This is a genomic window from Microbacterium sp. ZW T2_14, assembly GCF_044987405.1.
Classification (GTDB): domain Bacteria; phylum Actinomycetota; class Actinomycetes; order Actinomycetales; family Microbacteriaceae; genus Microbacterium.
Genome location: NZ_JBJDRK010000059.1, coordinates 1 through 25,294 on the forward strand (window position 1 = coordinate 1; position 25,294 = coordinate 25,294).

Annotated in this window: 22 protein-coding genes; 13 read left to right on the forward strand and 9 right to left on the reverse strand. The window is 70.0% G+C overall.

Annotated features, from left to right (window positions below; all coding sequences use genetic code 11):
- Positions 1 to 185 precede the first annotated feature (185 nt).
- Both groES and rarD read left to right on the forward strand, forming a co-directional pair.
- On the forward strand, positions 186 to 482 hold the full coding sequence (gene groES / locus ACI3KY_RS16850; RefSeq protein WP_194414427.1) for a co-chaperone GroES: 297 nt from the start codon (positions 186 to 188) through the stop codon (positions 480 to 482).
- 253 nt (positions 483 to 735) lie between these two features.
- Positions 736 to 1,680, forward strand: a complete 945-nt coding sequence (gene rarD / locus ACI3KY_RS16855) for an EamA family transporter RarD (RefSeq protein WP_404931312.1) — start codon at positions 736 to 738, stop codon at positions 1,678 to 1,680.
- Between the two features lie 370 nt (positions 1,681 to 2,050).
- Here rarD and ACI3KY_RS16860 read toward each other — a convergent pair whose 3' ends face one another.
- The 3 genes from ACI3KY_RS16860 to ACI3KY_RS16870 all read right to left on the reverse strand — a co-directional run bounded on the left by ACI3KY_RS16860 (position 2,051) and on the right by ACI3KY_RS16870 (position 5,012).
- Positions 2,051 to 2,386, reverse strand: a complete 336-nt coding sequence (locus ACI3KY_RS16860; protein ID WP_404931300.1) for a metal-sensitive transcriptional regulator — start codon at positions 2,384 to 2,386, stop codon at positions 2,051 to 2,053.
- A gap of 68 nt (positions 2,387 to 2,454) precedes the next feature.
- The gene (locus ACI3KY_RS16865; protein WP_404931301.1) at positions 2,455 to 4,803 is read right to left on the reverse strand and encodes a heavy metal translocating P-type ATPase; all 2,349 of its coding nucleotides are present in this window, start codon (positions 4,801 to 4,803) and stop codon (positions 2,455 to 2,457) included.
- Entirely contained in the window at positions 4,803 to 5,012 is a 210-nt protein-coding gene (locus ACI3KY_RS16870) for a heavy-metal-associated domain-containing protein (RefSeq protein ID WP_404931302.1), read from the reverse strand. The genes ACI3KY_RS16865 and ACI3KY_RS16870 overlap by 1 nt, the downstream gene beginning before the upstream one ends.
- Before the next feature lie 319 nt (positions 5,013 to 5,331).
- Here ACI3KY_RS16870 and ACI3KY_RS16875 point away from each other — a divergent pair, with 319 nt between their 5' ends.
- Positions 5,332 to 6,612, forward strand: coding sequence for an ABC transporter substrate-binding protein (locus ACI3KY_RS16875; RefSeq protein WP_404931303.1), 1,281 nt, complete (start codon positions 5,332 to 5,334; stop codon positions 6,610 to 6,612).
- A 234-nt stretch (positions 6,613 to 6,846) separates the two neighbouring features.
- Here ACI3KY_RS16875 and ACI3KY_RS16880 read toward each other — a convergent pair whose 3' ends face one another.
- Genes ACI3KY_RS16880 through ACI3KY_RS16895 form a run of 4 tightly spaced genes read right to left on the reverse strand, consistent with a single transcriptional unit; the run spans position 6,847 to position 10,891 of the window.
- Positions 6,847 to 7,587, reverse strand: coding sequence for an ABC transporter ATP-binding protein (locus tag ACI3KY_RS16880; protein ID WP_194414423.1), 741 nt, complete (start codon positions 7,585 to 7,587; stop codon positions 6,847 to 6,849).
- The gene (locus ACI3KY_RS16885) at positions 7,584 to 8,564 is read right to left on the reverse strand and encodes an ABC transporter ATP-binding protein (protein WP_404931313.1); all 981 of its coding nucleotides are present in this window, start codon (positions 8,562 to 8,564) and stop codon (positions 7,584 to 7,586) included. Before ACI3KY_RS16885 ends, ACI3KY_RS16880 begins: the two co-directional genes overlap by 4 nt.
- 28 nt (positions 8,565 to 8,592) lie before the next feature.
- A complete protein-coding gene (locus tag ACI3KY_RS16890) occupies positions 8,593 to 9,573 on the reverse strand; it encodes a branched-chain amino acid ABC transporter permease (protein ID WP_404931304.1) in 981 nt (326 codons plus the stop codon).
- A 10-nt stretch (positions 9,574 to 9,583) separates the two neighbouring features.
- A complete protein-coding gene (locus ACI3KY_RS16895; protein ID WP_404931314.1) occupies positions 9,584 to 10,891 on the reverse strand; it encodes a branched-chain amino acid ABC transporter permease in 1,308 nt (435 codons plus the stop codon).
- Positions 10,892 to 11,236: 345 nt separating this feature from the next.
- Here ACI3KY_RS16895 and guaB point away from each other — a divergent pair, with 345 nt between their 5' ends.
- Positions 11,237 to 12,739 carry an IMP dehydrogenase gene (guaB, locus tag ACI3KY_RS16900; protein WP_404931305.1) on the forward strand — a complete coding sequence of 501 codons (1,503 nt, stop codon included), beginning with the start codon at positions 11,237 to 11,239 and terminating at the stop codon, positions 12,737 to 12,739.
- Positions 12,740 to 12,828: 89 nt separating this feature from the next.
- Here guaB and ACI3KY_RS16905 read toward each other — a convergent pair whose 3' ends face one another.
- Positions 12,829 to 13,935: an FAD-dependent oxidoreductase gene (locus tag ACI3KY_RS16905; RefSeq protein WP_404931306.1), complete on the reverse strand. Its 1,107-nt coding sequence runs from the start codon at positions 13,933 to 13,935 to the stop codon at positions 12,829 to 12,831.
- A 196-nt stretch (positions 13,936 to 14,131) separates the two neighbouring features.
- Between ACI3KY_RS16905 and ACI3KY_RS16910 the strand changes: the two genes are divergently transcribed.
- Complete coding sequence (locus ACI3KY_RS16910) at positions 14,132 to 14,755, forward strand: TMEM175 family protein (RefSeq protein ID WP_404931307.1); 624 nt, start codon at positions 14,132 to 14,134, stop codon at positions 14,753 to 14,755.
- A gap of 128 nt (positions 14,756 to 14,883) precedes the next feature.
- On the opposite strand, the gene ACI3KY_RS16915 is transcribed toward ACI3KY_RS16910, so the two are convergent.
- A complete protein-coding gene (locus ACI3KY_RS16915) occupies positions 14,884 to 16,359 on the reverse strand; it encodes an MFS transporter (RefSeq protein WP_404931308.1) in 1,476 nt (491 codons plus the stop codon).
- A gap of 87 nt (positions 16,360 to 16,446) precedes the next feature.
- On the opposite strand from ACI3KY_RS16915, the gene ACI3KY_RS16920 reads away from it, so the two are divergent.
- From ACI3KY_RS16920 to ACI3KY_RS16955, 8 genes are all read left to right on the forward strand, one after another.
- The gene (locus ACI3KY_RS16920; protein ID WP_404931309.1) at positions 16,447 to 17,127 is read left to right on the forward strand and encodes a TetR/AcrR family transcriptional regulator; all 681 of its coding nucleotides are present in this window, start codon (positions 16,447 to 16,449) and stop codon (positions 17,125 to 17,127) included.
- A 189-nt stretch (positions 17,128 to 17,316) separates the two neighbouring features.
- Positions 17,317 to 17,595: a DUF2277 domain-containing protein gene (locus tag ACI3KY_RS16925; protein ID WP_019179960.1), complete on the forward strand. Its 279-nt coding sequence runs from the start codon at positions 17,317 to 17,319 to the stop codon at positions 17,593 to 17,595.
- A gap of 144 nt (positions 17,596 to 17,739) precedes the next feature.
- Positions 17,740 to 19,428 carry an ABC-F family ATP-binding cassette domain-containing protein gene (locus ACI3KY_RS16930; RefSeq protein ID WP_404931310.1) on the forward strand — a complete coding sequence of 563 codons (1,689 nt, stop codon included), beginning with the start codon at positions 17,740 to 17,742 and terminating at the stop codon, positions 19,426 to 19,428.
- 189 nt (positions 19,429 to 19,617) lie between these two features.
- Positions 19,618 to 20,736 carry a GuaB3 family IMP dehydrogenase-related protein gene (locus ACI3KY_RS16935; protein ID WP_194414964.1) on the forward strand — a complete coding sequence of 373 codons (1,119 nt, stop codon included), beginning with the start codon at positions 19,618 to 19,620 and terminating at the stop codon, positions 20,734 to 20,736.
- Between the two features lie 80 nt (positions 20,737 to 20,816).
- Positions 20,817 to 21,635, forward strand: coding sequence for an SURF1 family protein (locus ACI3KY_RS16940; RefSeq protein ID WP_404931315.1), 819 nt, complete (start codon positions 20,817 to 20,819; stop codon positions 21,633 to 21,635).
- Positions 21,636 to 21,718: 83 nt separating this feature from the next.
- The gene (locus ACI3KY_RS16945; protein ID WP_194414416.1) at positions 21,719 to 22,219 is read left to right on the forward strand and encodes a DUF3817 domain-containing protein; all 501 of its coding nucleotides are present in this window, start codon (positions 21,719 to 21,721) and stop codon (positions 22,217 to 22,219) included.
- A 74-nt stretch (positions 22,220 to 22,293) separates the two neighbouring features.
- Positions 22,294 to 23,844, forward strand: coding sequence for a glutamine-hydrolyzing GMP synthase (gene guaA / locus ACI3KY_RS16950; RefSeq protein ID WP_404931316.1), 1,551 nt, complete (start codon positions 22,294 to 22,296; stop codon positions 23,842 to 23,844).
- Between the two features lie 97 nt (positions 23,845 to 23,941).
- The coding region (locus tag ACI3KY_RS16955; RefSeq protein ID WP_404931311.1) for a glycosyltransferase at positions 23,942 to 25,294 on the forward strand (1,353 nt) is incomplete at its 3' end.

Below are 25,294 nucleotides of genomic sequence, written 5' to 3' on the forward strand. Positions count from 1 at the left end.
GCCATGGACGGTCCACGCGATGCCGCGCAGCCACCGCCCGGCATCGCGTGGACCGTCCATGGCCGCCTATGACGCCCGATTGGCACTCACGTTGCATGAGTGCCAGACGGTTGCCTAGACTGTCATCAGCACTCTCAACGTCAGAGTGCTAACGAGTCTTAGTCTCAAGAAAGAAGAGGTAGACCGTGTCGGTTTCCATCAAGCCGCTCGAGGACCGGATCGTCATCAAGCAGGTCGAGGCCGAGCAGACCACGTCCAGCGGTCTGGTCATCCCCGACACCGCCAAGGAGAAGCCCCAGGAGGGCGAGGTCGTGGCGGTCGGGCCGGGTCGTATCGACGACAACGGCAACCGCATCCCGCTCGACGTCGCCGTCGGCGACCGCGTGATCTACAGCAAGTACGGCGGCACCGAGGTGAAGTTCGGCGGTGACGACCTGCTCGTCCTGTCGGCTCGCGACGTGCTCGCCGTCGTCGTTCGCTGAGTTCCGCTCACAGCGCGTACCGAGAGGGTCGGATGCTTCGGCATCCGGCCCTCTCGTCGTGTCCGGGGTTCCTTCCGTCCGGTGCGAGGTGGCAGGATTCCGCGCACGCTCGGCAGGGAACGGATGCCGCGGCCCGGCGCCGGCGGGCCGGCACTGCGCAGGGCGGGCGTAGGCTGACTCGGTGAGTCGCGAGAAGTCCTCCCCGTCGGAACCTGGAACGGTTGACGGGCTCGACCCCTCGACCGCACTTGACCTGGGCGTGACCACGGGGAGCCGTCGGGTCGCGGATGCCACCGCGGAAGCGCGGGAGCGCACACTCGGGGGCGTCTACGCGTTCAGCGCGTACCTGCTCTGGGGCTTTCTGCCGCTGTACTTCCTGCTGCTGGCGCCGACGGGGCCCTGGGAGATCGTCGCGTGGCGCATCCTGCTGTCCCTCGTCTTCTGCGCGCTGCTGCTGACGGTGACCCGCACGTGGCCGCGGCTGGCGGCGATCTTCCGGCAGCCGCGCGTGCTGGGGCTGACCGTGATCGCCGGCCTGCTGATCTACGTCAACTGGCAGGTCTTCATCTACGGCGCCCTGAGCGACCAGGTCATCGAGACGAGCCTCGGCTACTTCATCAATCCGATCGCGACCGTGCTGCTCGCCGTCCTGGTGCTGCACGAGCGCCTGCGCCCGACGCAGTGGGTGGCGATCGGCATCGCCGCGGCCGCCGTCGCTGTGATCGTCATCGGGTACGGCGCCTTCCCGTGGATCGCGCTCACGCTCGCGGCGTCGTTCGGCGTCTACGGCCTCGTCAAGAAGAAGGTGGGTCCGTCGGTCGACGCCGTGAGCGGTCTCACCCTCGAGACGATGTGGCTCACGCCGATCGCGGTCGTCGTGCTGGCGATCGTGGGCTCGACCGAGGGCCTCACGATGGGGTCGAGCGGTTGGCAGCACACGGTGCTGCTGAGCCTGACGGGCGTCATCCCCGCCGTGCCGCTGCTGCTCTTCGCATCGGGCGCCCGCCGCGTGTCGCTGACCACCATCGGGCTGCTGCAGTTCGTGGCGCCGATCCTGCAGTTCCTCATCGGCTGGCTCGTGCTCGGCGAGCCGATGCCCCTGGAACGCTGGATCGGCTTCGGACTGGTGTGGGTGGCGCTGATGGTGCTGACCGTCGATTCGGTGCTGCACGCCCGGCGTTCGCGCGCCGGCGCCTGACGTCTGACCCCGCGACCGCGTGGGCGCCTCCGGCGCCGAAACCGGGGAATCGGGCCGAGACAGGGGGCGACGCGCTCGGTCTCGACGAAAGTCCCCGGTCTCGACGAGCTCGTGGCGCTTCGCGCGCCGGCGCCTGACGTCCGACGCCGCGACCGCGCGGGTCCTTGCGGCGCCGAAACCGGGGATTTCGGCCGAGACAGGGGGCGACGCGCTCGGTCTCGACGAAAGTCCCCGGTCTGAATGGATGCCGCGACGCTTCGACGCTCCGCGACGCCGAGAAACCGGGGAGTCCGGCCGAGACGCGGGCCGCCGCCCTCGGTCTGGGCGGGAATCCTCGGTTTCGGCGGACCTGTGCCGGGACCCGGAGCAGTCAGCGCACGAGGCGGGCGATCGCCTGGGTGGCCTCGGTGATCTTCGCGTCGGCCTCCGCGCCGCCCAGGCGTGCGGCATCCACGACGCAATGGCGGAGGTGATCGTCGAGCAGCCCCACGGCGACCGCCTCGAGCGCCGACGTCAATGCGCTGATCTGCGTGAGGATGTCGATGCAGTACTTCTCGTCTTCGACCATCTTGTGGATGCCGCGGGCCTGGCCCTCGATGCGCTTGAGGCGATTGAGGTACTTGTCTTTGTCGGTGATGTAGCCGTGGTGGCCGTGATCGTGGTCGAGCGGCTCGACCGCGGTGTCGCCGTGGGTGTCGATCGTCATGTCAATCCTTCATTGTGAACGATGTTCATTATGTATAACGGGGCGGAAGCTCGGCGCCGAACCGGTCCCTAGGCGGCGGCGGTCATCTCGGCGGGCGCAGGCTCGCTGCGACGGGGTCGGCCGGGAAGGCCGGGCCGGCCGCCGGAGAGGCTCCGGAACCTCCGCAGCCGCAGACTGTTGCCGACCACGAAGGCGCTCGAGAACGCCATCGCCGCTCCGGCGATCATAGGGTTCAGCAGGCCGAGCGCGGCCAGGGGGATCGCGGCCACGTTGTAGGCGAAGGCCCAGAACAGGTTGACCTTGATCGTGCCCAGGGTGGCACGCGAGAGGCGGATGGCGTCGGCAGCGCTGCGAAGATCGCCGCGCACCAGGGTGATGTCGGATGCCTCGATCGCGGCATCCGTCCCCGTTCCCATGGCGAGACCGAGGTCGGCCTGCGCGAGTGCGGCTGCATCGTTCACGCCGTCGCCGACCATGGCGACGACGCGCCCCTCCGACTGCAGCTGCGTGATGACGGCGACCTTCTCCTGCGGCAGAACCTCGGCGATCACCCGGTCGATGCCGACCTCGTCGGCGATCGCGCGCGCCGCGGCGGCGTTGTCGCCGGTGAGCAGCACGGGCGTGAGTCCGAGTGCGCGCAGCTGCGCCACCGCCTCGACGCTCGTGGGTTTGACCTGGTCGGCCACCACGAACATGCCGCGGACCTCGCCGTCCCACGCCGCCAGTACCGCCGTGCGCCCGAGCCCTTCGGCCGTCGCCTTCGCGCTGGCCAGGTCCGCGGGAGGCGTGAGCGCCCAGTCGGCCAACAGCGACTCGCGACCGACGAGCACGGCGTGCCCCTCGACGACGCCCGACACGCCCTTGCCCGGAACGTTCTGGAACGACTCCACCGGCGGCAGCGTGCCGGCCTCGGCCGCCGCGCCGCGCGCGATCGCCTGTGCGATCGGGTGCTCCGAGGCGTGTTCGAGGGCTCCGGCGAGACGCACCAGATCGCTGCGGGCAGCGGCTGCGGCATCCGTTCCCGCGATCGCGCCGTCGCGCGCGGCGATGACGACATCGATGAGCGTCATGCGGCCCGTCGTGACGGTGCCGGTCTTGTCGAGCACGACAGTGTCGACGGTGCGCGTGGATTCGAGCACTTCAGGACCCTTGATCAGGATGCCGAGCTGGGCGCCGCGGCCGGTGCCGACGAGCAACGCGGTCGGGGTGGCGAGGCCGAGCGCGCACGGGCACGCGATGATGAGCACCGCGACCGCGGCCGTGAAGGCCATGGATGCGGACGCCCCGGTGAGCAGCCAGCCGGCGAGCGTGCCGAGCGCGATCAGCAGCACGATCGGCACGAACACGCCCGAGATGCGATCCGCCAGGCGCTGCACGTCGGCCTTGCCCGACTGCGCCTCCTCGACGAGTCGCGCCATCTGGGCCAGCTGGGTGTCGTCCCCGACGCGCGTCGCGCGCACGACGAGCCGACCGCCCACGTTGACGGTGGCGCCGATGACGGAGTCGCCCGGCGCCACTTCGACCGGCACGGACTCGCCGGTCACCATCGAGGCGTCGACCGCCGAGGTACCGGAGGCCACGACCCCGTCGGTCGCGATCTTCTCGCCGGGACGGACGACGAACTCGTCGCCGACGTGGAGGTCGGTGATGGGCACCCGCACCTCTGCACCGGACGGCCGCAGCACTGCCACATCCTTGGCGCCGATCTCGAGGAGCGCGCGCAGCGCGGCGCCCGCGCGACGCTTGGACCGCTGCTCGAAGTATCGCCCGGCGAGCACGAACGTCGTGACGCCGGCCGCCACCTCGAGATAGATGTCGCCCGCGCCGTCGCTCGGAGTCACCGACCACTCGAAAGCGTGCGTCATGCCGGGCATGCCGGCGTGCCCCAGGAACAGGGCGTACAGCGACCACAGGAAGGCGGCCGAAACGCCCAGCGAGATGAGCGTGTCCATCGTCGCGGCGCCGTGGCGCAGGTTTATCCACGCGGCGCGGTGGAACGGCCAGGCGCCCCACACCACGACCGGCGCGGCGAGCGCCAGTGACGCCCACTGCCAGTACGTGAACTGCAGCGCCGGGATCATCGCCAGCAGGATGACCGGCGTCGAGAGCACGATCGACCCGATGAGCCGATGGCGCAGGCTCGTGAGTTCGGGGTCGGCGGTGTCGGCCGCGGCCGGCTCGGCAGCTGGCGGCGCGGGCAGGGCGGCGGTGTAGCCGGTCTTCACGACCTCATCGATGAGCGTCTGCGGGTCGAGTCCCGCCGGGGCGCTCACGAACGCCTTCTCCGTGGCGTAGTTGACGGATGCCTCGACCCCTTCCATCCGGTTCAGCCGCTTCTCGATCCGCGCGGCGCACGACGCGCACGTCATCCCGCCGATCTCGAGCTCTACCCGGGCGGGGGTCGAGGCCGCGGCCATCAGGCGCGGACCGCGCTGTAGCCGGCCTCGTCGACCGCGGCGATGACGGCGTCGTCGGCGAGCTCGCCGGAGGCCACGATCGTGAGCGTGCCCGCGGCGACACTCACCTTGACGTCTTCGACACCGGCGAGCTTCGACACCTCGCCGCGGACGGACGCCTCGCAGTGGCCGCAGCTCATCCCGGTCACCTTGTACTCGGCCTGAACCATCTCTTCTCCTCGTGTTGTCGAGTCGTGTGGGGATACCCCTGAGGGGTACGTTCTGCGACCAAGTGTATACCCGCGAGGGGTATGCGGCGCCGTTCGCGGTGTGCTGCGAGCTCTTTCCGGGATGTGGCTCGTCGAAGCGCCTCGCCTGCGCCGGAACAGCGGTCCGGGAACGCCCGCGGATTTGCCCGCCCATCACGGATTCAAGCTGTTACAGATCGTTAACGAAAGGCAACATTCCAGGAGCCCGGCGGCGATTAGGTTTAGTGGACTGGGAAGGCGCCCGAGCCGTTCCCGTGGCAATCACACAGCAAGGAGCAACATGAGCGTCTTCACCCGCTCGCGCAAGTCCACCGTTCTCGGTGGCCTCGCGCTCATCGGCGCCAGCGCCCTCGTACTGGCCGGCTGCGCCGGCGGAGGCACCGGCGGCGAAGAACCCAGCGAAAGCGCCGCACCCGGCGAGGAACTGAGCCTCAAGATCGGCACCGCGCTGCCGCAGACCGGCAACCTCGCGTTCCTCGGCCCGCCCGAGGAGGCCGGCGTCGCATACGCGCAGTCACTGATCCAGGACTACGCAGACACCACCGGGCTCAGCGTCGACGTGGTCTGGGGCGACTCGGGCGACCTCGACAACAAGGCCTATGAGACCGAGGTGCCCCGCATCCTCGCCGAAGACCCGGCCGCGATCATCGGCGCCGCATCGTCGGGCGTGTCACTGCAGTTCATCGACCAGGTCATCGGCGAGGGCAAGATCCTCTTCTCGCCGGCCAACACCTCCGACCAGTTCACGACGTACGACGACAACGGCCTGTACTTCCGCACCGCGCCGTCCGACGTGCTGCAGGGTGAGGTGCACGGCAACTTCGTCGCCGAGCAGGGGCACCAGACCCTCGGCCTGATCGTGCTGAACGACGCATACGGCACCGGCCTGGCCAAGTACATCACGGAGGCCTTCGAGGGCGCGGGCGGCGAGGTCGTCGCAGCACCGACCTACAACCAGGGCGACACGTCGTTCGATGCACAGATCTCCGAGGTGCTCGCCGCCGACCCCGACGCGATCTCGGTCATCAGCTTCGACGAGGCGAAGACCATCCTTCCGGCGCTGATCGACCGCGGCTTCGACCCGAACAACCTGTACCTCGTCGACGGCAACATGGCGTCGTACAAGGATGACTTCCCCGCGGGCCTGCTCGAGGGCGCCAAGGGAACCTACCCCGGCCCGACGCCGGCTCAGGTGCAGGACTTCATCGACGGCCTCGACGGCTTCGTCGAGGAGTCGGGTGACGAGGCGCTGAAGGACTACACCTACGCGCCCGAGTCGTTCGACGCGCTCACCCTGCTCGCGCTCGCGTCGCTCGCCGCGCAGTCGACCGATCCGGCCGACATCGCGGAGAAGCTGATCGAGGTCTCCGGTGGATCCGGTGACGGCAAGAAGTGCGAGTCGTTCGCCGACTGCGCCGACATCATCCTCGCGGGAGATGTCGCGGACTACGACGGCGTCTCCAGCCCGGTGACGTTCGACGAGGTGGGTGACCCGACCGAGGGCTTCATCAACATCTACCAGTACGGCGCCGACAACACGTACACGCCGTACGAGGGCTGAGAAACCTCTTCAGGGAACGCCCCCGGGTCCTCGGACCCGGGGGCGTTCCTCGTTCCCGGGCCCTCGCGCTCCGCCGGAGTTCCTCGTTCCCGGGCCGTCGCGCTTGGGGGGTCGCCGCTCCCGGGTCGTCGGGATCCGAGGGTGTCGCCCTTCCCGCGAGTGGGGTGCAGACCGGAACGAGAAGGAGGACGGATGCCGCGGCATCCGTCCCCCTCCTCGTGCGGTTCTCGCGCGCTACGTCCCCAGCGTCCCGAGGTAGAGCTCGGTCACCTTGGGGTCGTTCAGCAGTTCACGGCCCGAACCGGTGTAGGCGTCGCGGCCCTGGTCGAGCACGTAGCCGCGGTCGCAGATCTGCAGGCAACGGCGTGCGTTCTGCTCGACCATGATGCACGTGACGCCGGCCTTGTTGATCTCGGAGACGCGGATGAAGGCCTCGTCCTGGCGGACGGGGGAGAGGCCTGCTGAGGGCTCGTCCAGCAGCAGCACCTTCGGATCCATCATGAGCGCGCGGCTCATCGCCACCATCTGACGCTCGCCGCCCGAGAGCGATCCCGCGCGCTGCTTGAGGCGCGTGCCGAGCTCGGAGAAGATCCCCGTCACGAACTCGAGTCGCTCCTTGTAGGCGCTCGGGCGCTGGTAGAGACCCATCTGCAGGTTCTCTTCGATGGTGAGGCTCGGGAACACGTTGTTGTTCTGCGGGATGAAGCCGACGCCGCGGGCGACGAGCTTGTTGGCGCGCAGGCCGGTGATGTCATCACCCTCGAGGGTGACCGTGCCGCTGCGCACGTTGACCTGGCCGAAGATGGCCTTCAGCAACGTCGACTTGCCGGCGCCGTTGGGTCCGATGATGCCGATCAGCTCACCTTGATGAGCGACGAGGCTGCAGCCGTGGAGGATGTTGACCCCGGGAAGGTAGCCGGCGTGGACATCGTCGACGACGACGACGGGCGTGCCCGTCGCGACGGGAGCGGTCATCGGCCGTCCTCCTCTTCTTCTTCTTCGTCTGTCTGTTCCTCCGCGATGCCCTGATCGATGAGCGTCGTGGCATTCGCGGCGGCGGACGCCGAGGCATCCGTCGTCGGGTCAGCCTCGACGACATCGATGCGGCCGGTCACGACGCCGAGATCGAGCTCCTGGTGGGCTCCGAGGTAGGCGTCGATCACGGCGGGGTTCTTCATGACTGTCGTGGGGTCGCCTTCGGCGACGATCCTGCCCTCCGCCATGACGATGACCCAGTCGGCGATGTGGCGCACCATGTGCATGTCGTGCTCGACGAACAGCACCGTCATGCCGAGATCCTTGAGATCGAGGATGTGGTCGAGCAAAGACTGCGTGAGCGCCGGGTTGACGCCTGCCATCGGCTCGTCGAGCATGACGAGCGCGGGCTCGGTCATGAGCGACCGTGCCATCTCGAGCAGCTTGCGCTGGCCGCCCGACAGGCTGGCGGCGAAGTCGTCAGCCTTCGCGTCGAGCTTGAACTTCTCGAGCAGCACCATCGCGCGGTCTTCGATCGCGGCGTCCTGCGAGCGCCAGAGCGCGGGGATCAGGCCCGCCCAGAACTTCTCGCCCCGCTGGTTCTTGGCGCCCAGCTTCATGTTCTCCATGACGGTGAGCAGCCCGAGAGCCTTCGTGAGCTGGAAGGTGCGGACCAGCCCCATGCGCGAGACCTTGTAGGCGGGGACGCCCGAGAGCGGTTTGCCGTCGAACGTCCATGTGCCGTGGTCGGGCTTGTCGAACCCGGTCAGCAGGTTGAAGAGGGTCGTCTTGCCCGCGCCGTTCGGTCCGATGAGGGCCGTGATGACGCCACGGGGGATCTCGACGTGTTCGACGTCGACCGCGGTCACACCGCCGAAGCTGCGGTGCACCCCGTCGGCGACGATGATCGGGTCGACCTTCGCCACGCCGGGCACGGCCTCACCGACATGGAGGCCGGTGGTCTTGGGGCGGGCGATCGGCGCGGAGCCGGTGGCCGGAGCGCTTTCACTTGACAAAGGTCAGCTCCTTCTTGTTGCCGAGGAGGCCCTGCGGCATGAAGATCACGAGCAGCATCAGGGCGACTCCCACGAGGATGAAGCGCAGGGTGCCTGCCTGGATCTGGTTCAGGCCGAGCAGCCAGCCGGCCTCCGCCATCGCGGGGAGCACATTCGACAGGAACGTCTGCAGCGCCCAGAAGATGACGGAACCCAGGATCGGCCCGAACACCGTGGCAGCGCCACCCAGGAGGAGGGCGGTCCAGACGAAGAACGTCAGCGACGTGACGTACACGCCCGGGCTCACCGCGGACGGCAGGGCGTACACGACGCCGCCGGCGGCCGCGAGCACACCACCCAGGACGAGCGCCTGCATCTTGTAGGCGAACACGTTCTTGCCCAGCGAGCGGACCGCGTCCTCGTCCTCACGGATGCCCTTGAGCGCGCGGCCCCACGGGCTGCGCGTGATCATCCACACCACGAGCGCCGCGATGGCGAGCGTGATCAGGCCCATGATGCGCACCCACCACTGGGTCTCGTTGTAGACCCACGGGCCGAAGCCGTACTCGCCCGGAGGGATCGGGTTCGATGCGCGGAAACTGCCGTGATAGCCGCTCAACCCGTCAGCGGATCCGGTGATGTCGTCGAACGCCGTCGTGAGGAACATCAGCCGCACCACCTCCGCCGCGGCGATCGTCACGATGGCGAGGTAGTCGCCGCGCAGACGCAGGGTCGGGATGCCGAGGATCAGGGCGAAGACGGCTGCCGCTCCGAGGCCGACCAGTGCGCCGGCCCACCAGGGGAAGTCGAACGAGAGGATGGAGATCGCGTAGCCGTACGCGCCGATCGCCATGAAGCCGGCGATGCCCATGTTGATCAGGCCGGCGTAGCCGAAGTGCACGGCGAGGCCGAGGGCGGCCAGCGCGTAGCCGATCGTCGCGGGGCTGAGGATCGACGACGCCGTGTTGGAGAGGATCTGAAGCAAGTCCATGAGTGTGTCCCTATCCGATTCGCTCGCGTCGACCGAGGATGCCCTGTGGTCGGAACAGCAGGATCACGATCAGGATGAACAGGGCGCTGGCGTACTTGAGATCCGAGGGGATCCAGAGGCTCGACACTTCCACCAGGAGCCCCACGATCAGCGCACCGACCAGTGCGCCGTAGGCGGTGCCGAGACCGCCCAGCACGACCGCGGCGAACATGAGCAGCAGGATCTGCGCACCCATGTCCCACTTGATACCCGGGCGGTAGTAGGCGTAGAGGATGCCCGCGAGGCCGGCGAGCCCGCCGGCGACCACCCAGACGACCCGCACGACGGCGTCGACGTCGATGCCCGAGGCCGCGGCCAGCGAGGGGTTGTCGGAGATCGCACGCGTCGCCTTGCCGATCCGGGAGCGCGTCAGCCAGAGTGCGAACGCCACGATGACGAGGATCGAGATGGCGAGCGACACCATGTCCACGACGCTCATCTGCACGGCGCCGAACAGCGGGATCTGCGCCTCCGCGGACCCGGGCAGCTGGAGGGTGCCGCCGCCGATGAACAGCTGGAAGATGTAGCGCAGCGCGAGCGAGAGCCCGATGCTGACGATCATCAGCTGCACGACGCCGACGCGCCGCCGCCGCAGAGGTCTCCACAGGATCATGTCGAGCAGGAGCCCGAAGCCGGCGCTCAGCACGACGGCGACCGGATATCCCAGCCAGAGCGGCAGCGCCAGGCTCGCCGGGCCGACCAGGAGGAACGCCGCAATGGCGCCGAACGTCACCATCTCACCGTGCGCGAAGTTCGAGATGCCCGTCGTCCCGTAGACGAGGGTCAGACCGATGGCGGCGAGGGCGAGCATCAAGCCGAAGCTGATGCCTTGGATGATGCGCTGTACGAACTGGTCGAAGAAGCTCGTGACGTTGCGCTCGCCTTCCCCGATGAAGAAGTTCACGGTCGCGCGGCCGCCCTGCCCGAGTTCGACCTCCTTGACGTTCGGGGTGTCGTCTTCGGCGTCGACGACGGCGATGCCCTCGGGGAGGGTGTCCTCGTCGAGCGTCACGACGTAGGTCTCACCCCGCTCGGGGACGCCCACCCGCCATTGACCCTTCGCGTCGGTCTCGACCTCCTGCTTGCCGCCGGGGCCGTCGACGGTGAGCGCCACTCCTTCGAGAGGCTCGCCATCGAGTTGGACGTTGCCGCTGATCCGGTAGGGATCATCCTCCGCGGCCTGCGCAGGGCTCGCACCAGCGAACAGCCCCAGCGCGACGAGCAGCAATCCGAACAGCGCGGCTGTGACTCGCGCTCCTGCAACACGTCTCGTGGTCAGAGTCGTAGGACCCACAGAACCTCCAGTACGGCACCACGCGGACACCGAGGCTCGGGTCGCATCGGCTGTGATGTTCGACGGTACGAGCGTAATGTGTCGCGGTTGTTTCGCCTACGACACCATGTGGATAAGTGATGCGATCGAAACCGGCCAACGTGCACGCTCCGCCGCGATCGTCCCGCTCCAGCGCAGACGCGCGCGAGTACACGCGCGGGCGCCCGCGCGTGCCCCTACCGCGGGAACAAACGGCCCGCCCCGGCGCTTAGAATCGAGTACGGAGCGTCACAAGCGCACCGGCCGTCGTCGTCCACACCGAAACAACGCGCCGCGCGCGAGGAGACCCCCATGGAGCACAACGACCCTTTCGGCTTCGTCGGACTGACCTACGACGACATCCTGCTGCTGCCCGGGCATACGGACGTCATCCCCAGTGAGGCGGACACGTCGTCCCGCGTCACCCGTCGCATCACGGTCGCGACGCCTCTCCTCAGCGCCGCGATGGACACCGTCACCGAAGCGCGGCTCGCGATCGCCATCGCCCGCGAAGGCGGCCTCGGCATCATCCACCGCAATCTGTCCATCGAGGAGCAGGCCTCGATGGTGGATCGCGTCAAGCGCAGCGAGTCGGGCATGATCACCGACCCGATCACCACGACCCCCGACACCACGATCGACGAAGTCGACGCGCTGTGCGCGCAGTACCGCATCTCGGGCCTTCCGGTGGTCGACGACGACAACCGCCTCGTGGGCATCGTGACCAACCGCGACATGCGCTTCGTGTCGGGCTTCGAGCGCCAGACCACCAAGGTGCGCGACATCATGACGAGCGAGGGGCTCGTCACGGGCAAGGTCGGCATCAGCGCCGGTGAGGTCATCGCGCTGTTCGCGCACCACCGGGTGGAGAAGCTGCCCCTCCTCGACGACGACGGCAAGCTCGCCGGTCTCATCACCATCAAGGACTTCGACAAGAGCGAGAAGTACCCGCTCGCCACCAAGGACGAGCAGGGCCGCCTGCGGGTCGGCGCAGCCATCGGCTTCTTCGGGGACGCCTGGCAGCGGGCCGAGGCGCTGCGCGACGCGGGCGTCGACGTGATCGTCGTCGACACCGCCAACGGCCAGTCCGCGGGTGTCATCGACATGGTCCGCCGCCTCAAGGCCGACGAGTCGTTCGCCGCGATCGACGTGATCGGCGGCAACGTCGCCACCCGTGAGGGTGCCCAGGCGCTCATCGATGCCGGCGTGGACGCGGTCAAGGTCGGCGTCGGCCCGGGCTCCATCTGCACCACGCGCATCGTGGCGGGCGTCGGCGTCCCCCAGGTGACCGCGATCTACGAGGCGTCGCTCGCGGCGCGTGAGGCCGGCATCCCGATCATCGCCGACGGCGGCCTGCAGTACTCGGGCGACATCGCCAAGGCGCTCGTCGCGGGCGCCGACACGGTCATGCTCGGCTCGCTCCTGGCCGGCACGGACGAGTCGCCGGGCGAGATCGTCTTCCAGGGCGGCAAGCAGTTCAAGCTCTACCGCGGCATGGGTTCGCTCGGGGCCCTCCAGACGCGCGGCAAGAAGACCTCGTACTCGAAGGACCGTTACTTCCAGGCCGACGTGCCCAGTGACGACAAGCTGATCCCCGAGGGCATCGAGGGTCAGGTCGCCTACCGCGGCCCGGTCTCGGCGGTCGCCTATCAGCTCGTCGGCGGTCTGCGTCAGTCGATGTTCTACGTGGGCGCCCGTACCGTCGAGGAGCTCAAGGCCAAGGGCAAGTTCGTGCGCATCACGCCCGCGGGCCTCAAGGAGTCGCACCCCCACGACGTGCAGATCGTCGTCGAAGCGCCCAACTACAAGCGCTGAGCCGTCCGACGCCCGTGCGCATCGCACGCACTCGTCGCGTATGGGCGAGGGATGCCGCGGCCCGCTCTCGCGCGCGTTGTCGGCGGCCGTCAGTCTAGCAGCCGGAACGCCTCAGCCGCCTGCGCGCCCTCGTCGGTCGCCAGGTCCGCGAGCACCGCGCCGACAGCCGGCGTGAACTTGAAGCCGTGGCCGGAGAATCCCGCGCCGACGACGACCCGGCCCCGCCTGTCGAGCAGGAAGTCCTCGGAATCCGTCGACGTGTAGGTGCAGCTGATCGCAGCGGCGCTGTCGGCGTCGAGCCCCGGCATCCACTCCTCGACGTAGTCCCGCAGCCGTGCCGCGAGCTCCGGCACCGGCCGGAGGGGGCGGCGGTCGGGGTCGACGACCGGCCCGACGTGATGGAACCCCACTTTGACGCCCTCGCCGGGCGTCGGCATGCCGTACACGTTTCCCGGGTACATCGGGCGCGGCAGCAGGTGGTTGAACGACGGCCACGCGTGCGCGGCATCGCGCGGGGCGAAGTGCGCCGGGGCCTCTTCGGTGACCGTCAGCCGGGGGAGCGGCAACCGGGGCAGCACCTTCGAGGTCCACGCGCCCGCGGTCACGACGACGACATCGGCGGTGATGTCGTAGCGGCTGCCGCCGGCCATCACCGACGCCGAGACGTGGCCGGCGTCCTCCTCGAGATCGACGACGGAGTGCCCGAACCGCAGGTCGGCGCGACGGGCGAGCGCACCGCGCTCCAGCGCCGCGAGCGCGGCGTCAGCCCGCACCACTCCGGCGTCGGGGGTGAACAGCACGTCGCCCGCGAATCGCATGCCGCTCCAGCGGCGCGAGGCCTCCGCCGGGTCGAGCACGATCGCGCGCTCGCCGCGAGCGGTCAGCGCCGCGTGGGTGGCGGCGACACGGGCATCGTCGCCGTGTGTCACCAGACCATGCAGGCGCAGCAGCGGCTCGCCCGCCACGCGGGCGAGCTCGTCCCACTCCGTGCGGGCGAGCCTCAAGAGGTCGAGGTAGTGCTCCTCGGCGTAGGCGTTGTTGAAGTTCCGCGTCGCCCCGTGCGAGGCGCCGAGCTCGTGGCCGCGCTCGAACCGCTCGAGCATCACGACGGGGTTGCCACGCCGGGCCAGCTGCCACGTCGTGGCGAGTCCCATGGCACCGCCGCCGACGACGAGATGCGAGACGTGCTCGGTCACGGGTCCTCCGGGGGTCTCGGGGTCGGCGGGCGGCGCCCGCGCGGAGCTCGGTACGGTCACAGGCCGAGGCGCAGACGCAGGCCGCGGCATCCGTCATCCATCCTCGCGCAGCGCGCGCGCGGGCACCCGGCGCGGAGTCGCCGTATGACGGCCGGCGCTGCCCGCACCGATGGCGGAGTGTCGCTACTCTGACGCCATGATCAGGCAGCGGCAGCACCCCGCGGCGACGCAGCGCACCACCCGTCTCGAGGCGTTCACCGACGGTGTTTTCGCGATCGCGGCCACCCTGCTGGTGCTCGACCTCACGACGCACTCGCTCGACAAGGTCGACTCCGACGCCGACATGTGGGCCGCCCTCGGGGGCATGTCCGAGCTGTTCATCAACTTCGTGCTCAGCTTCGCGCTCCTCTGCATCCTCTGGATGGTGCACGTGCAGCAGTTCGAGCACATCGCGCGGGTGGACTCGATGATGATGTGGCTCAACAACGCACGGCTCCTGTTCATCGTGCTGGTGCCGTTCGCGACCGGGCTGATGACGCAGTACGAGGAGTTCTACGCGGGCCGGCTCGCGATGCCGGTCACGTTCTTCCTCGCCATCCTGTTCAGCTGGGTGCAGTGGCAGTGGGCGGTCCGCCATCGCGAGGTCATGCTGCCCGACATGAGCGCCGCGGATGCCGCAGCCTACGGTCGCGGTTCGCTCAGCGCCCTCCTGATCAGCGGTGCGGTCGTCGTGCTGTCGCCGTGGATCGGGTCCGTCGCGTTCCTGCTGTTCCTCCTCGACGGCGTCTTCACCCGGGTGCTGCGCGGCAAGGGCGCCTGAGGGGGCGGAGGCCTTCGCTCGGCGCGCTCGACCACTGACGCGATCGTGTGCTCTCGCCGAGCGCACACGTCCGCGCCGCGCGGAGCATGTGGTTTCGGCGAGAGCACACGATGTGGACGCGCGTCGGGTCAGCGCGCGGCGGCCGGCTCCAGCTCGGCGGCGTCCGGCTCGACAGCGTCGGCGACCGCGGGGCCGCCGGCTGCGGCATCCGTCCCCTTGCCCGACGGGAGCCACAGCGCCACGACGGCCGCCGCGAGCAGCACCGCCGCTCCGGTGAACACGGCGGGGCGCGCCGCCTCGACGTAGAGGTCGGGCAGGAGCTCTCCGCCGGCGCTCACGAAGATCGCGGTCATGACGGCCGTGCCCAGCGCGACGCCCAGCTCGCGGACGGTCGAGTTCACGCCGGACGCCTTCGCGTGGTCGATGAGCCCGAGGGTCGCCAGCAGAGCTGTCGCCGACGGGGCGAACACCAGCGCCATGCCGACGCCGGCCATCACGAACGGGGCGATGAGCACCGGGTAGTCGAGCTCGGTCGACATGATCGCCGCGATCCAGGTCAGCGCGACGCCCTGCAGGACGAGGCCGAGCACCAGCAGCACGCGGGTGCCGACGCGAGGGGCCAGGATGCCGGCGATCGGGGCGACGATCATCGGCGCGAGGGTCCACGGGGTGGTCTGCACGGCGGCCTCGAACGGGGTGGAGCCCTGCACGACCTGCAGGTACTGGATGAGGATGAACACCGAGCCGAAGGTGCCGAAGCTGAACGCGAAGCCGACGATGTTCGTGATCGAGAACGAACGGTCGCGGAACAGCCGCAGTGGCATCAGCGGGGCCTTCGCCCGCGCCTGCCAGACCAGGAACGCGGCGATCAGCAGCGCGCCGACGGCGATCTCGAGGATGACGCCCGCCGAGCCCCACCCGTCGTCGTTGCCGCGGACGATCGCGTGCACGACCGCCAGCACGCCCGCTGCGGCGAGCACCGCTCCCGGCACGTCGATGCGGGCCCGTGCGCCGAAGTCGTTGTTCAGCACGATCAGCGCGAGCGGGATGGCGATGAGGGCGACGGGCACGTTGATCCAGAAGATCGCCTGCCAGTTCCAGCCCTCCATGATCGCGCCGCCGATGAGCGGCCCGACCGCGACGCCGAGGCCGGACACACCGCCCCAGATGCCGATGGCGAGGGCTCGTCGCGCGGGCGGAACGGCGCCGGTGAGCAGCGCCAGCGACAGGGGCATGACCCCCGCGGCTCCGAGGCCCTGAAGGGCGCGGGCGCCGATGAGCTGGGCGGGGTCGGTGCTGAGAGCAGCGAGCACCGAGCCCGCTCCGAAGACGGCGATGCCGATGACGAACAGCGTGCGTCGGCCGAAGCGGTCGCCGAGCGCCGACGCGATGAGGATCGCACCGGCGAACGCGAGCGTGTACGCGTTGACGAACCACTGCAGCTCCTCGACGCTGGCGCCCATGTCGCGGTGCAGCACCGGCAGTGCGTTGGTCATGACGAGGTTGTCGAGCGTGGCCATGAACATCGGGAGGGATGCCGCAGCCACCACGAGCGCGAACGGGCGAGGTCGGCGCGTCCGTGGGGCGAGAGGGGTGTCGGTCATGAGGATCTCCAGTTGTAATCGAATGATTACCACAATGTAGTAATCCACTGATTACAAAGTCAAGTCATCCGCTGATAACCTTTTGACATGACTTCTGTGCAGCGGAACGGCAGCGGTGCCCCCGCGCTCGACGAGCCGATCGAGACGGGCAAGCGCCTGTCGTCGGACGAGCGGCGCCGCCAGATCCTCATCGCCGCTATGGCGGTCTTCGGCACCCGCGGGTACGAGGGCGCGACGACCGACGAGGTGGCCCGCGCCGCGGGCGTCAGCCAGCCGTATGTCGTGAGGCTGTTCGGTTCGAAGGAGAACCTGTTCCTCGCGACGATCGGAGAAGCCCTGACCCGGCTGCTCGCGGCCTTCCGGGCCGCGCTCGCCGCGGATGACGAGGCCGACCGCGACCCCGGGATCACCGAAGGCAAGGCCGCCGGCAAGCGCATCGGGCAGGCGTACGTCGACCTCATCGAGGTGCGCGGCCTGCACCAGACCCTCGCGCACGCCTATCTCCTGGGCAGCAACCCGGTGATCGGCGCGGCCGCCCGGCGCGGGTTCGCCTCCGTGTGGCGCTTCTTCCGCGAGGAGATGGGGCTGGACGCGGACGAGGCCCGCGCCTTCATGGCCGAGGGCATGCTCATCAGCACGATGATCGGGCTGCGCATCGTCGACGACTACGGCTCCGATCCGCAGATCACCGAGCTCTTCCGCTCGTGCTTCCCGACCGAGCTGCCCCACGTGCTCGACGTCCTCCCGCGCGGCACCGAGCGCTGGTAGCGGACGGCACCGTGCGCCGGTAGCGGCCGCGGGTCGCGGCATCCGTCGAGGTCGTGTGATCTCGTCCAGAGCACACGGCGTTGACGCGCGCGTCGTGTGGCTTCGGCGAGGTCGTGCGATCTCGTCGCCCATTCATTGACGGATGCCGCCCCTTGGCCGCCGTCGGAGGCGCGGCGTATCGTCGGGGGCATGTGCCGGAACATCCACACGCTCCACAACTTCGAGCCCGCGGCGAGCTCCGACGAGGTGCACGCGGCCGCCCTCCAGTACGTGCGCAAGATCGCGGGTACGACGAAGCCCTCGAAGGCGAATCAGGAGGCGTTCGACCGCGCCGTCCACGAGATCGCGCACATCACGCAGCACCTGCTGGACGATCTCGTGGCGGTGACTCCGCCGAAGAACCGCGAGGAAGAGGCCGCCAAGGCGCGCGAGCGGGCGATCAAGTCCGGCCGCTACGCCGCCGCCTGAGCCGCGCGACGGGTCCATGGCCCGGTCGGTGAGCGAGCGAGGAACGAGCGAGACGAAACCGGCCTGGGTGACGCGACGGCCTCGGCTCGGATAGTCTGGTCGGCTCCCTCGGCGACGGACGCTTCGGAGCAGACAGGGACCATCGTGGGGTACATCGACATCGCCGCCATCTCGTATGCGCTGCCCGACGGTCGCCCGCTGCTCGACGAGGTCTCGTTCCGCGTGGGCGAGGGGTCGACGACGGCTCTGATCGGGCAGAACGGCGCCGGCAAGACCACACTGCTGCGGATCATCCGCGACGAGATCCCGGCGCTGTCCGGCGTCGTGTCGATCGATGGCGGTCTCGGAGTGATGGATCAGTTCGTCGGCCACGGCGGGCCGGGCCAGACCGTCCACGATCTCCTCATCGCCGTCGCGCCCGACCGCGTGGGCCGCGCCGCCCGCGAACTCGAGGATGCCGAGGCCGCGATCATCGAGCACGACGACCTCGACACGCAGATGCGGTACGCCGGCGCGCTGGCCGACTACGCCGAGGCGGGGGGCTACGAGTACGAGACCGTCTGGGACACCTGCACGACCGCGGCGCTCGGCATCCCGTTCTCGAGGGCGCGGTTCCGTGAACTCACGACGCTGTCGGGCGGCGAGCAGAAGCGGCTCGCGCTCGAGGCGCTGCTGCGAGGACCCGACCAGGTGCTGCTGCTCGACGAGCCCGACAACTACCTCGACGTTCCGGGCAAGCGGTGGCTCGAGGAGCGCCTGCGCGAGACGGCGAAGACGGTGCTGCTGGTGTCGCACGACCGGGAGCTGCTGGCACGGGCCGCCGACCGCATCGTGACGCTCGAGGTCGGCGGCGCCGGCAGCACCGCATGGGTGCACGGCGGCGGATTCGGCACCTACCACCGCGCGCGCGACGACCGGATGGCCAGGCTCGACGAGCTGCGGCGCCGCTGGGACGAGCAGCACGTCAAGCTCAAGGAGCTCGTCGCGACGCTCAAGGTGAAGGCCACCGCCAACGACGCCTTCACGTCGCGCTATCGCGCCGCCCAGACCCGGCTGCGCAAGTTCGAGGAGGCGGGTCCCCCGCAGGAGCGGCCGAAGGAGCAGGATCTCGACGTGCGGCTCCGCGGTGCGCGCACCGGGCGCCGGGCGGTCGTCGCCGAGCAGCTCGAGCTCACGGGACTCATGAAGCCGTTCGACCTCGAGGTGTGGTTCGGCGACCGGGTGGCGGTGCTGGGCTCGAACGGATCGGGCAAGTCGCACTTCCTCCGGCTGCTGGCCCGCGGGGGCACCGATCCCGACGGTCGCCTCGGGCACCTCACGAGCACCGGCGCGGCGCTCGATCCCGTCGCGCACACGGGGCGGGCGATCCTCGGCGCCCGGGTCGTGCCGGGCTGGTTCGCGCAGACCCACCGCCACCCCGAGTTCGACGGCAAGACGCTGCTCGACATCCTGCACCGCGGGGAGGACGCCCGTGCCGGGCTGCCCCGGGATGCGGCGAGCAGCGCCCTGGATCGCTACGGCCTCGTCGGCCAGGCGGAGCAGACGTTCGACAGCCTGTCGGGCGGCCAGCAGGCGCGGCTCCAGATCCTGCTGCTCGAGCTGTCGGGCGCGACGCTGCTGCTGCTCGACGAGCCGACCGACAACCTCGATCTCGTGTCGGCCGAGGCGTTGCAGGACGCGCTCGCACGCTTCGAAGGCACCGTTCTCGCGGTCACGCACGACCGGTGGCTCGCGAAGTCGTTCGACCGCTTCCTCGTCTTCGGCTCCGACGGCCAGGTGTTCGAGTCCGACCAGCCTGTCTGGGACGAGACCCGCGTCGCGCGCGCACGCTGAGGGCACAGGGCTGGCGTGGTCCGCCGGGCGTGGGCGTTTCGTCTCGCTCGTTCCTCGCTCGCTCAACGACCGTGACCTCCGGTCGTTGAGCGAGGGAGCGCCAGCGACTGAGACGAAACGCGCGGGATGCCCACGGGCTTCGCTGGCTTCGGGCGGTCAGACCCCGGCGGGTAGGCTGGGCGGGTGAGCATGGACATCGAGCTCGGCCGGGCCAAGCGTGCGCGTCGCGCCTACACGTTCGACGACATCGCGGTGGTGCCCTCGCGGCGCACGCGCAACCCCGAAGACGTCTCGACGACGTGGACCATCGACGCGTTCAGCTTCGACATCCCGGTGCTCGGCGCACCCATGGACTCCGTCGTCAGCCCGCGCACGGCGATCATGCTGGGCCAGCTCGGCGGCCTCGGCGTGCTCGACCTCGAGGGCCTGTGGACCCGCTACGACGACCCGACACCGCTGCTCGCCGAGATCGCCGGCCTCGACAAGACGGCCGCCACCCGCCGCATGCAGGAGGTGTACGCCGAGCCGATCAAGCCCGAGCTCGTGCGGGACCGCCTCGCCGAGATCCGCGCTGCCGGCGTCACCGTCGCCGGTGCCCTCACGCCGCAGCGTACCCAGGAGCTGTACGAGACCGTCGTCGCCGCGGGCGTCGACCTGTTCGTCATCCGCGGTACGACGGTGTCGGCCGAGCACGTCTCGAGCGTCGACCAGCCGCTCAACCTCAAGAAGTTCATCTACGACCTCGACGTTCCCGTGATCGTCGGCGGAGCCTCGACCTACACCGCCGCGCTGCACCTGATGCGCACCGGCGCCGCCGGCGTGCTGGTCGGCTTCGGCGGGGGAGCGGCGTCGACCACGCGCGCCACCCTCGGCCTGCACGCCCCCATGGCCACCGCCGTCGCCGACGTCGCCGGCGCCCGCCGCGACTACCTCGACGAGTCCGGCGGGCGGTACGTGCACGTCATCGCCGACGGCGGCGTGGGCACGTCGGGCGACATCGTCAAGGCGATCGCCATGGGCGCGGACGCCGTCATGCTCGGTGTCGCGCTCGCGCGGGCGACGGATGCCCCGGGCAAGGGCTTCCACTGGGGTCCGGAGGCGCACCACTCCAAGCTGCCGCGCGGTCGCCGCGTGAAGGTCGACCAGGTCGCCTCGCTGGAAGAGGTCCTGTACGGCCCGGCGCCGGTCGCCGACGGCACCGCGAACCTCATCGGCGCACTGCGCAAGTCGATGGCCACGACCGGATACTCCGACCTCAAGGAGTTCCAGCGCGTCGAGGTCGTCGTCGCGCCGTACGCCGCGGGATGACGGATGCCATGACCGACGCCCGCCCGGATGGTGGGGCGGACCTCGTGCCCGAGGCGTTCCCGCCCACGCTCCGCGAGGTGATGCTGCGACCCCGCTGGATCGGGATGCTGCTGCTCTGCCTCGTCGTGGCGGGCGTGTTCGCGTGGCTGGGGCAGTGGCAGCTGGGTCGTGCGGTGCAGACGAATCCGCTGCCGCCCGGCGCCACCGAAGAGGTGCAGGAGCTCGCGGAGGTCGCCGCGCCCGGCGAGTACCTCCCCGAGCCGCTCGTGGGTCAGCGCGTCGAGACCGCCGGCAGATGGGTGCCCGGCGACTTCATCGTCGTGCAGTCGCGCTTCAACGACGGCGTCGAGGGCTACTGGGTGACCGGTCAGCTGCGCATCGACCCGGCTCGCACCGAGACGTCCGCACCGACCTCCGTCGCGGTCGCACTGGGGTGGGCCGCCACCGAGGACGACGCGCGCGCCGCGATCGAGCAGCTCGAGGAAGCGGCATCCGCGTCCTCATCCGATGCCGCCGCCGTCGAGGTGACGGGGCGCCTCATCTCGGACGAGGGCCCGCTGCTGCCGCCGCGCGGCAGCGACCCGCAGACGTTGACCCGCATGTCGCCGGCCGCGCTGCTGGGTCAGTGGCACGACGTCGAGGGGCTCTTCGTCTACCGTCCCTACGTGGCGTCCGTGGACCCGGTCGCCGGCCTCGAGGCCATCTCGTCGCCGGCGCCTGCGGAAGGGTCGGGCATCAACTGGCTCAACATCTTCTACGCGCTCGAGTGGGCGGTCTTCGCCGGCTTCGCGTTCTATCTCTGGTACCGCCTCGCGAAGGATGCCTGGGAGAAGGAGACCGAAGACTTCGAGGATGCGCGACGCGAGCCGGGGGACGAGCCGGAGCCCGCGGCATCCTGACTCCGCACCGGTGCGTCGGGCGCAGCTCGTGAGGTCCCGACGCCCGACGGTCGCGGCGAAATCCCGCGGGTAGACTGGGGGCCATGCCCCGCGCCCCGAAGCTCGCTTCCTTTCCGGCGATCCGCGGAGCCCTGAAGTTCTACCAGGTCTGCTCCATCATCACCGGCACGATGCTGCTCCTGCTGGTGGCCGAGATGATCGTCAAGTACGCGCTCGGGTACGAGCTGTTCCTCGGTGGCTCCGGCGGGTTCCTGTGGTTCGCGCCGGTCGTCGAGACCGCCTCCGGTCTCGAGTCGACGGGCGACGGGTTCAACCTCTCGCTCGGCATCCTCGTCGGCCACGGCTGGTTCTACGTCGTCTACCTCATCTCGTGCTTCCGCGTGTGGAGCCTCATGCGCTGGAACCTCGGACGCCTGGCCATGCTCGCCGCCGGTGGCATCGTGCCGCTGCTGTCGTTCTTCATGGAGGCGCGCGTCGCGCGCGACGTGAAGACCTACCTGTCCGAGCGCGAAGCCGCTGAGCTGCACTCGCGCGCCGAGCACTCGTCCCTCACCCAAGCGATCCCGACGGAGAACAAGCGTTGACCGAACTGCCCACCTCTGCCGCGGCGCAGGCCGATCCCCCCGCCGAGCCGGCGGCCGCCACCGAGCAGCGCCCGGTGCTCGTCGTCGACTTCGGCGCCCAGTACGCGCAGCTGATCGCACGGCGCGTGCGCGAGGCGGGCGTGTACAGCGAGATCGTGCCCCACACCGCGAGCGCGGCCGACATCGCCGCCAAGAACCCGGTCGGCATCATCCTGTCGGGCGGTCCGTCGTCGGTGTACGAAGAAGGCGCACCCGCGCTCGACGCGGGTGTCTTCGACCTCGGTGTTCCGACGCTCGGCATCTGCTACGGCTTCCAGGTGATGGCGCAGGCGCTCGGCGGCGAGGTGGCCCACACCGGACTGCGCGAGTACGGAGCGACGGATGCCGCGGTCACGGGTGACGGCGGCATGCTCCTGGGCGGGCAGCCGGTGGAGCAGAACGTGTGGATGAGTCACGGCGACCAGGTCGCCAAGGCCCCCGAGGGCTTCGCAGTGCTCGCGTCGACCGGTGCGACGCCGGTCGCCGCGTTCGGCAGCGACGAGCGCCGGTTCTACGGCGTGCAGTGGCACCCCGAGGTGAAGCACTCCGACTACGGGCAGAACGTCATCGAGAACTTCCTGCACAAGGCCGCGGGGCTGCCCGCCGACTGGAACAGCGGCAACGTCATCGCCGAGCAGGTCGAGCGCATCCGCGCGCAGATCGGGTCCGGCCGCGTGATCTCGGCCCTGTCGGGCGGCGTCGATTCGGCGGTCTCCACCGCGCTCGTGCACGAGGCCGTCGGCGACCAGCTGACCGCGATCTTCGTCGACCACGGGCTGCTGCGGAAGGGCGAGCGCGAGCAGGTCGAGAACGACTACGTCGCATCGACCGGCGTGCGCCTCGTCACGATCGACGCGCGCGAGCAGTTCCTGTCGGCGCTCGAGGGCGTCAGCGATCCCGAGCAGAAGCGCAAGATCATCGGCCGCGAGTTCATCCGCTCGTTCGAGGCCGCCGAGCGCGAGCTCGTCGCCGAGGCAGCCGCCGACGGCGAGCCCATCCGCTTCCTCGTGCAGGGCACGCTCTACCCCGACGTGGTCGAGTCCGGTGGCGGAACCGGCACCGCGAACATCAAGTCGCACCACAACGTCGGCGGCCTCCCCGAAGACCTGCAGTTCGAGCTCGTCGAGCCGCTGCGCACCCTGTTCAAGGACGAGGTGCGGGCCATCGGCCGCGAGCTCGGCCTTCCGGAGGCGATCGTCGCCCGCCAGCCGTTTCCGGGCCCCGGCCTCGGCATCCGGATCGTGGGTGAGGTCACCGCTGACCGTCTCGAGATTCTGCGCGATGCCGACGCCATCGCCCGGGAGGAGCTGACCAAGGCCGGCCTCGACGGCGAGATCTGGCAGTGCCCCGTCGTGCTGCTCGCCGACGTGCGCTCGGTCGGTGTGCAGGGCGACGGCCGCACCTACGGCCACCCGATCGTGCTGCGTCCGGTGTCGTCGGAAGACGCGATGACCGCCGACTGGACCCGTCTGCCCTACGACGTGCTGTCGAGGATCTCGAACCGCATCACCAACGAGGTGCGCGAGGTCAACCGCGTCGTCCTCGACGTGACCTCCAAGCCGCCGGGGACCATCGAGTGGGAGTGATTCCGCAGACGCCTCGGGCCTTCGGGCCCGGGGCGTCACTGCTTTCGCCCGGGCGGCCCGTCACGGGAGCTGCGGAGACGTGCGGGAGGATGGACGCGTGAGCCCGGACCGCGACCACCTGCTGCCCGATGCCGACTACCTGCTGCTCGGCAGCCGTGTGGCGCTCGGGCTGGACGGCGGATTCGCCGTCGCCGTGCCTACGCGGCTGCGGCTGCTGGCATCCGCTGGCGCGACGGATCCGCTGCAGCTCAGCGTCGACGGGGCTTCCCCGGACGTGCACGCCGCTCAACGGCAGGCGTTCGTCGACGCCGGACTGCTCGAGCGCACGACGTCGGCCCGCAACCTCTTCGACGACATCGCGGGCGATCCGTCCTGGCTCTTCGCGGCCGGGGAGCCGGCGCACGACGGCGCCTGCGAGCCGGCCGTCGAGTACCGGGTGGTCGCGTCACCCTCGGGCGCGCCGATCGTCTCGCTGCCGGTTCTCCGCGACGACCCGACCTGGCATCTCTCGGACACCGCCCTCATCGTCCACGCGCCGCACGGCGACCGCGTGCTCCGCGGGTTCCGCAGCCTCTACACCGCGTGGCTGACACACCTCGCCGACGAACGGCGGGCTGCCGCGCGCGATCCCGAGCGGATGCTGGTCGTGATCTTCGAGTCGCGGCAGATCGGCGAGGCGATGACGGAGTGGAACGACCCGCGCGTCCGGCTCGTGCACACCGTCCACAACTCGCACCTGCCGGCGCCGCACGATGACCCGGACGCGCCGGTGACCGGCATGTGGCAGCGGTGGCTGTCGACGGTCGACCGCTACGACGCCGTGCTGTTCCCGACTGCTGCCCAGCGCGACGAGGTCGCCGCTCGTTTCGGCGACCCGGGCACCTTCCACGTCGTCCCGAACACGATCGAGCTCGGCGCGGAGCCTCCGGCTGCGGCATCCCGCGACCCGCACCGGGTCGTGATGCTGAACCGCCTGGCACCGCAGAAGCGCGTCGACCTCGCGATCCGCGCCTGGTCGCGGGTGGCCGCGGTGCTGCCCGATGCGCGCCTCGACATCTACGGCGACGGCCCGCTTCGGGACGAGCTGCAGGCGCTCATCGACGACCTCGGTCTTTCGGCATCCGTCACCCTCCACGGCGCGACCGACGACCGCGACGCGATCTTCGACCGTGCGGCGCTGTTCGTCACGTCGACGGCGTTCGAAGGACAGGGCCTCTCGATCGCCGAGGCGCTGGCGCGGGGCCTCCCGGTCGTGGCTACCGACGTCCGCTACGGACCGCGCGAAGCGGTCGGCGACGCCGGCGTGCTGGTGGCCCCCGGCGACGTCGACGGCCTTGCCGCGGCGATCATCGAGCTGCTGCGTGATGACGCCCACCGCGCCGCGCTGTCGCTGCGCGCGCGCCGCGCCGCCACCGCCTTCACCGCCGACGCCGTGCGGCCCGCGCTCGTC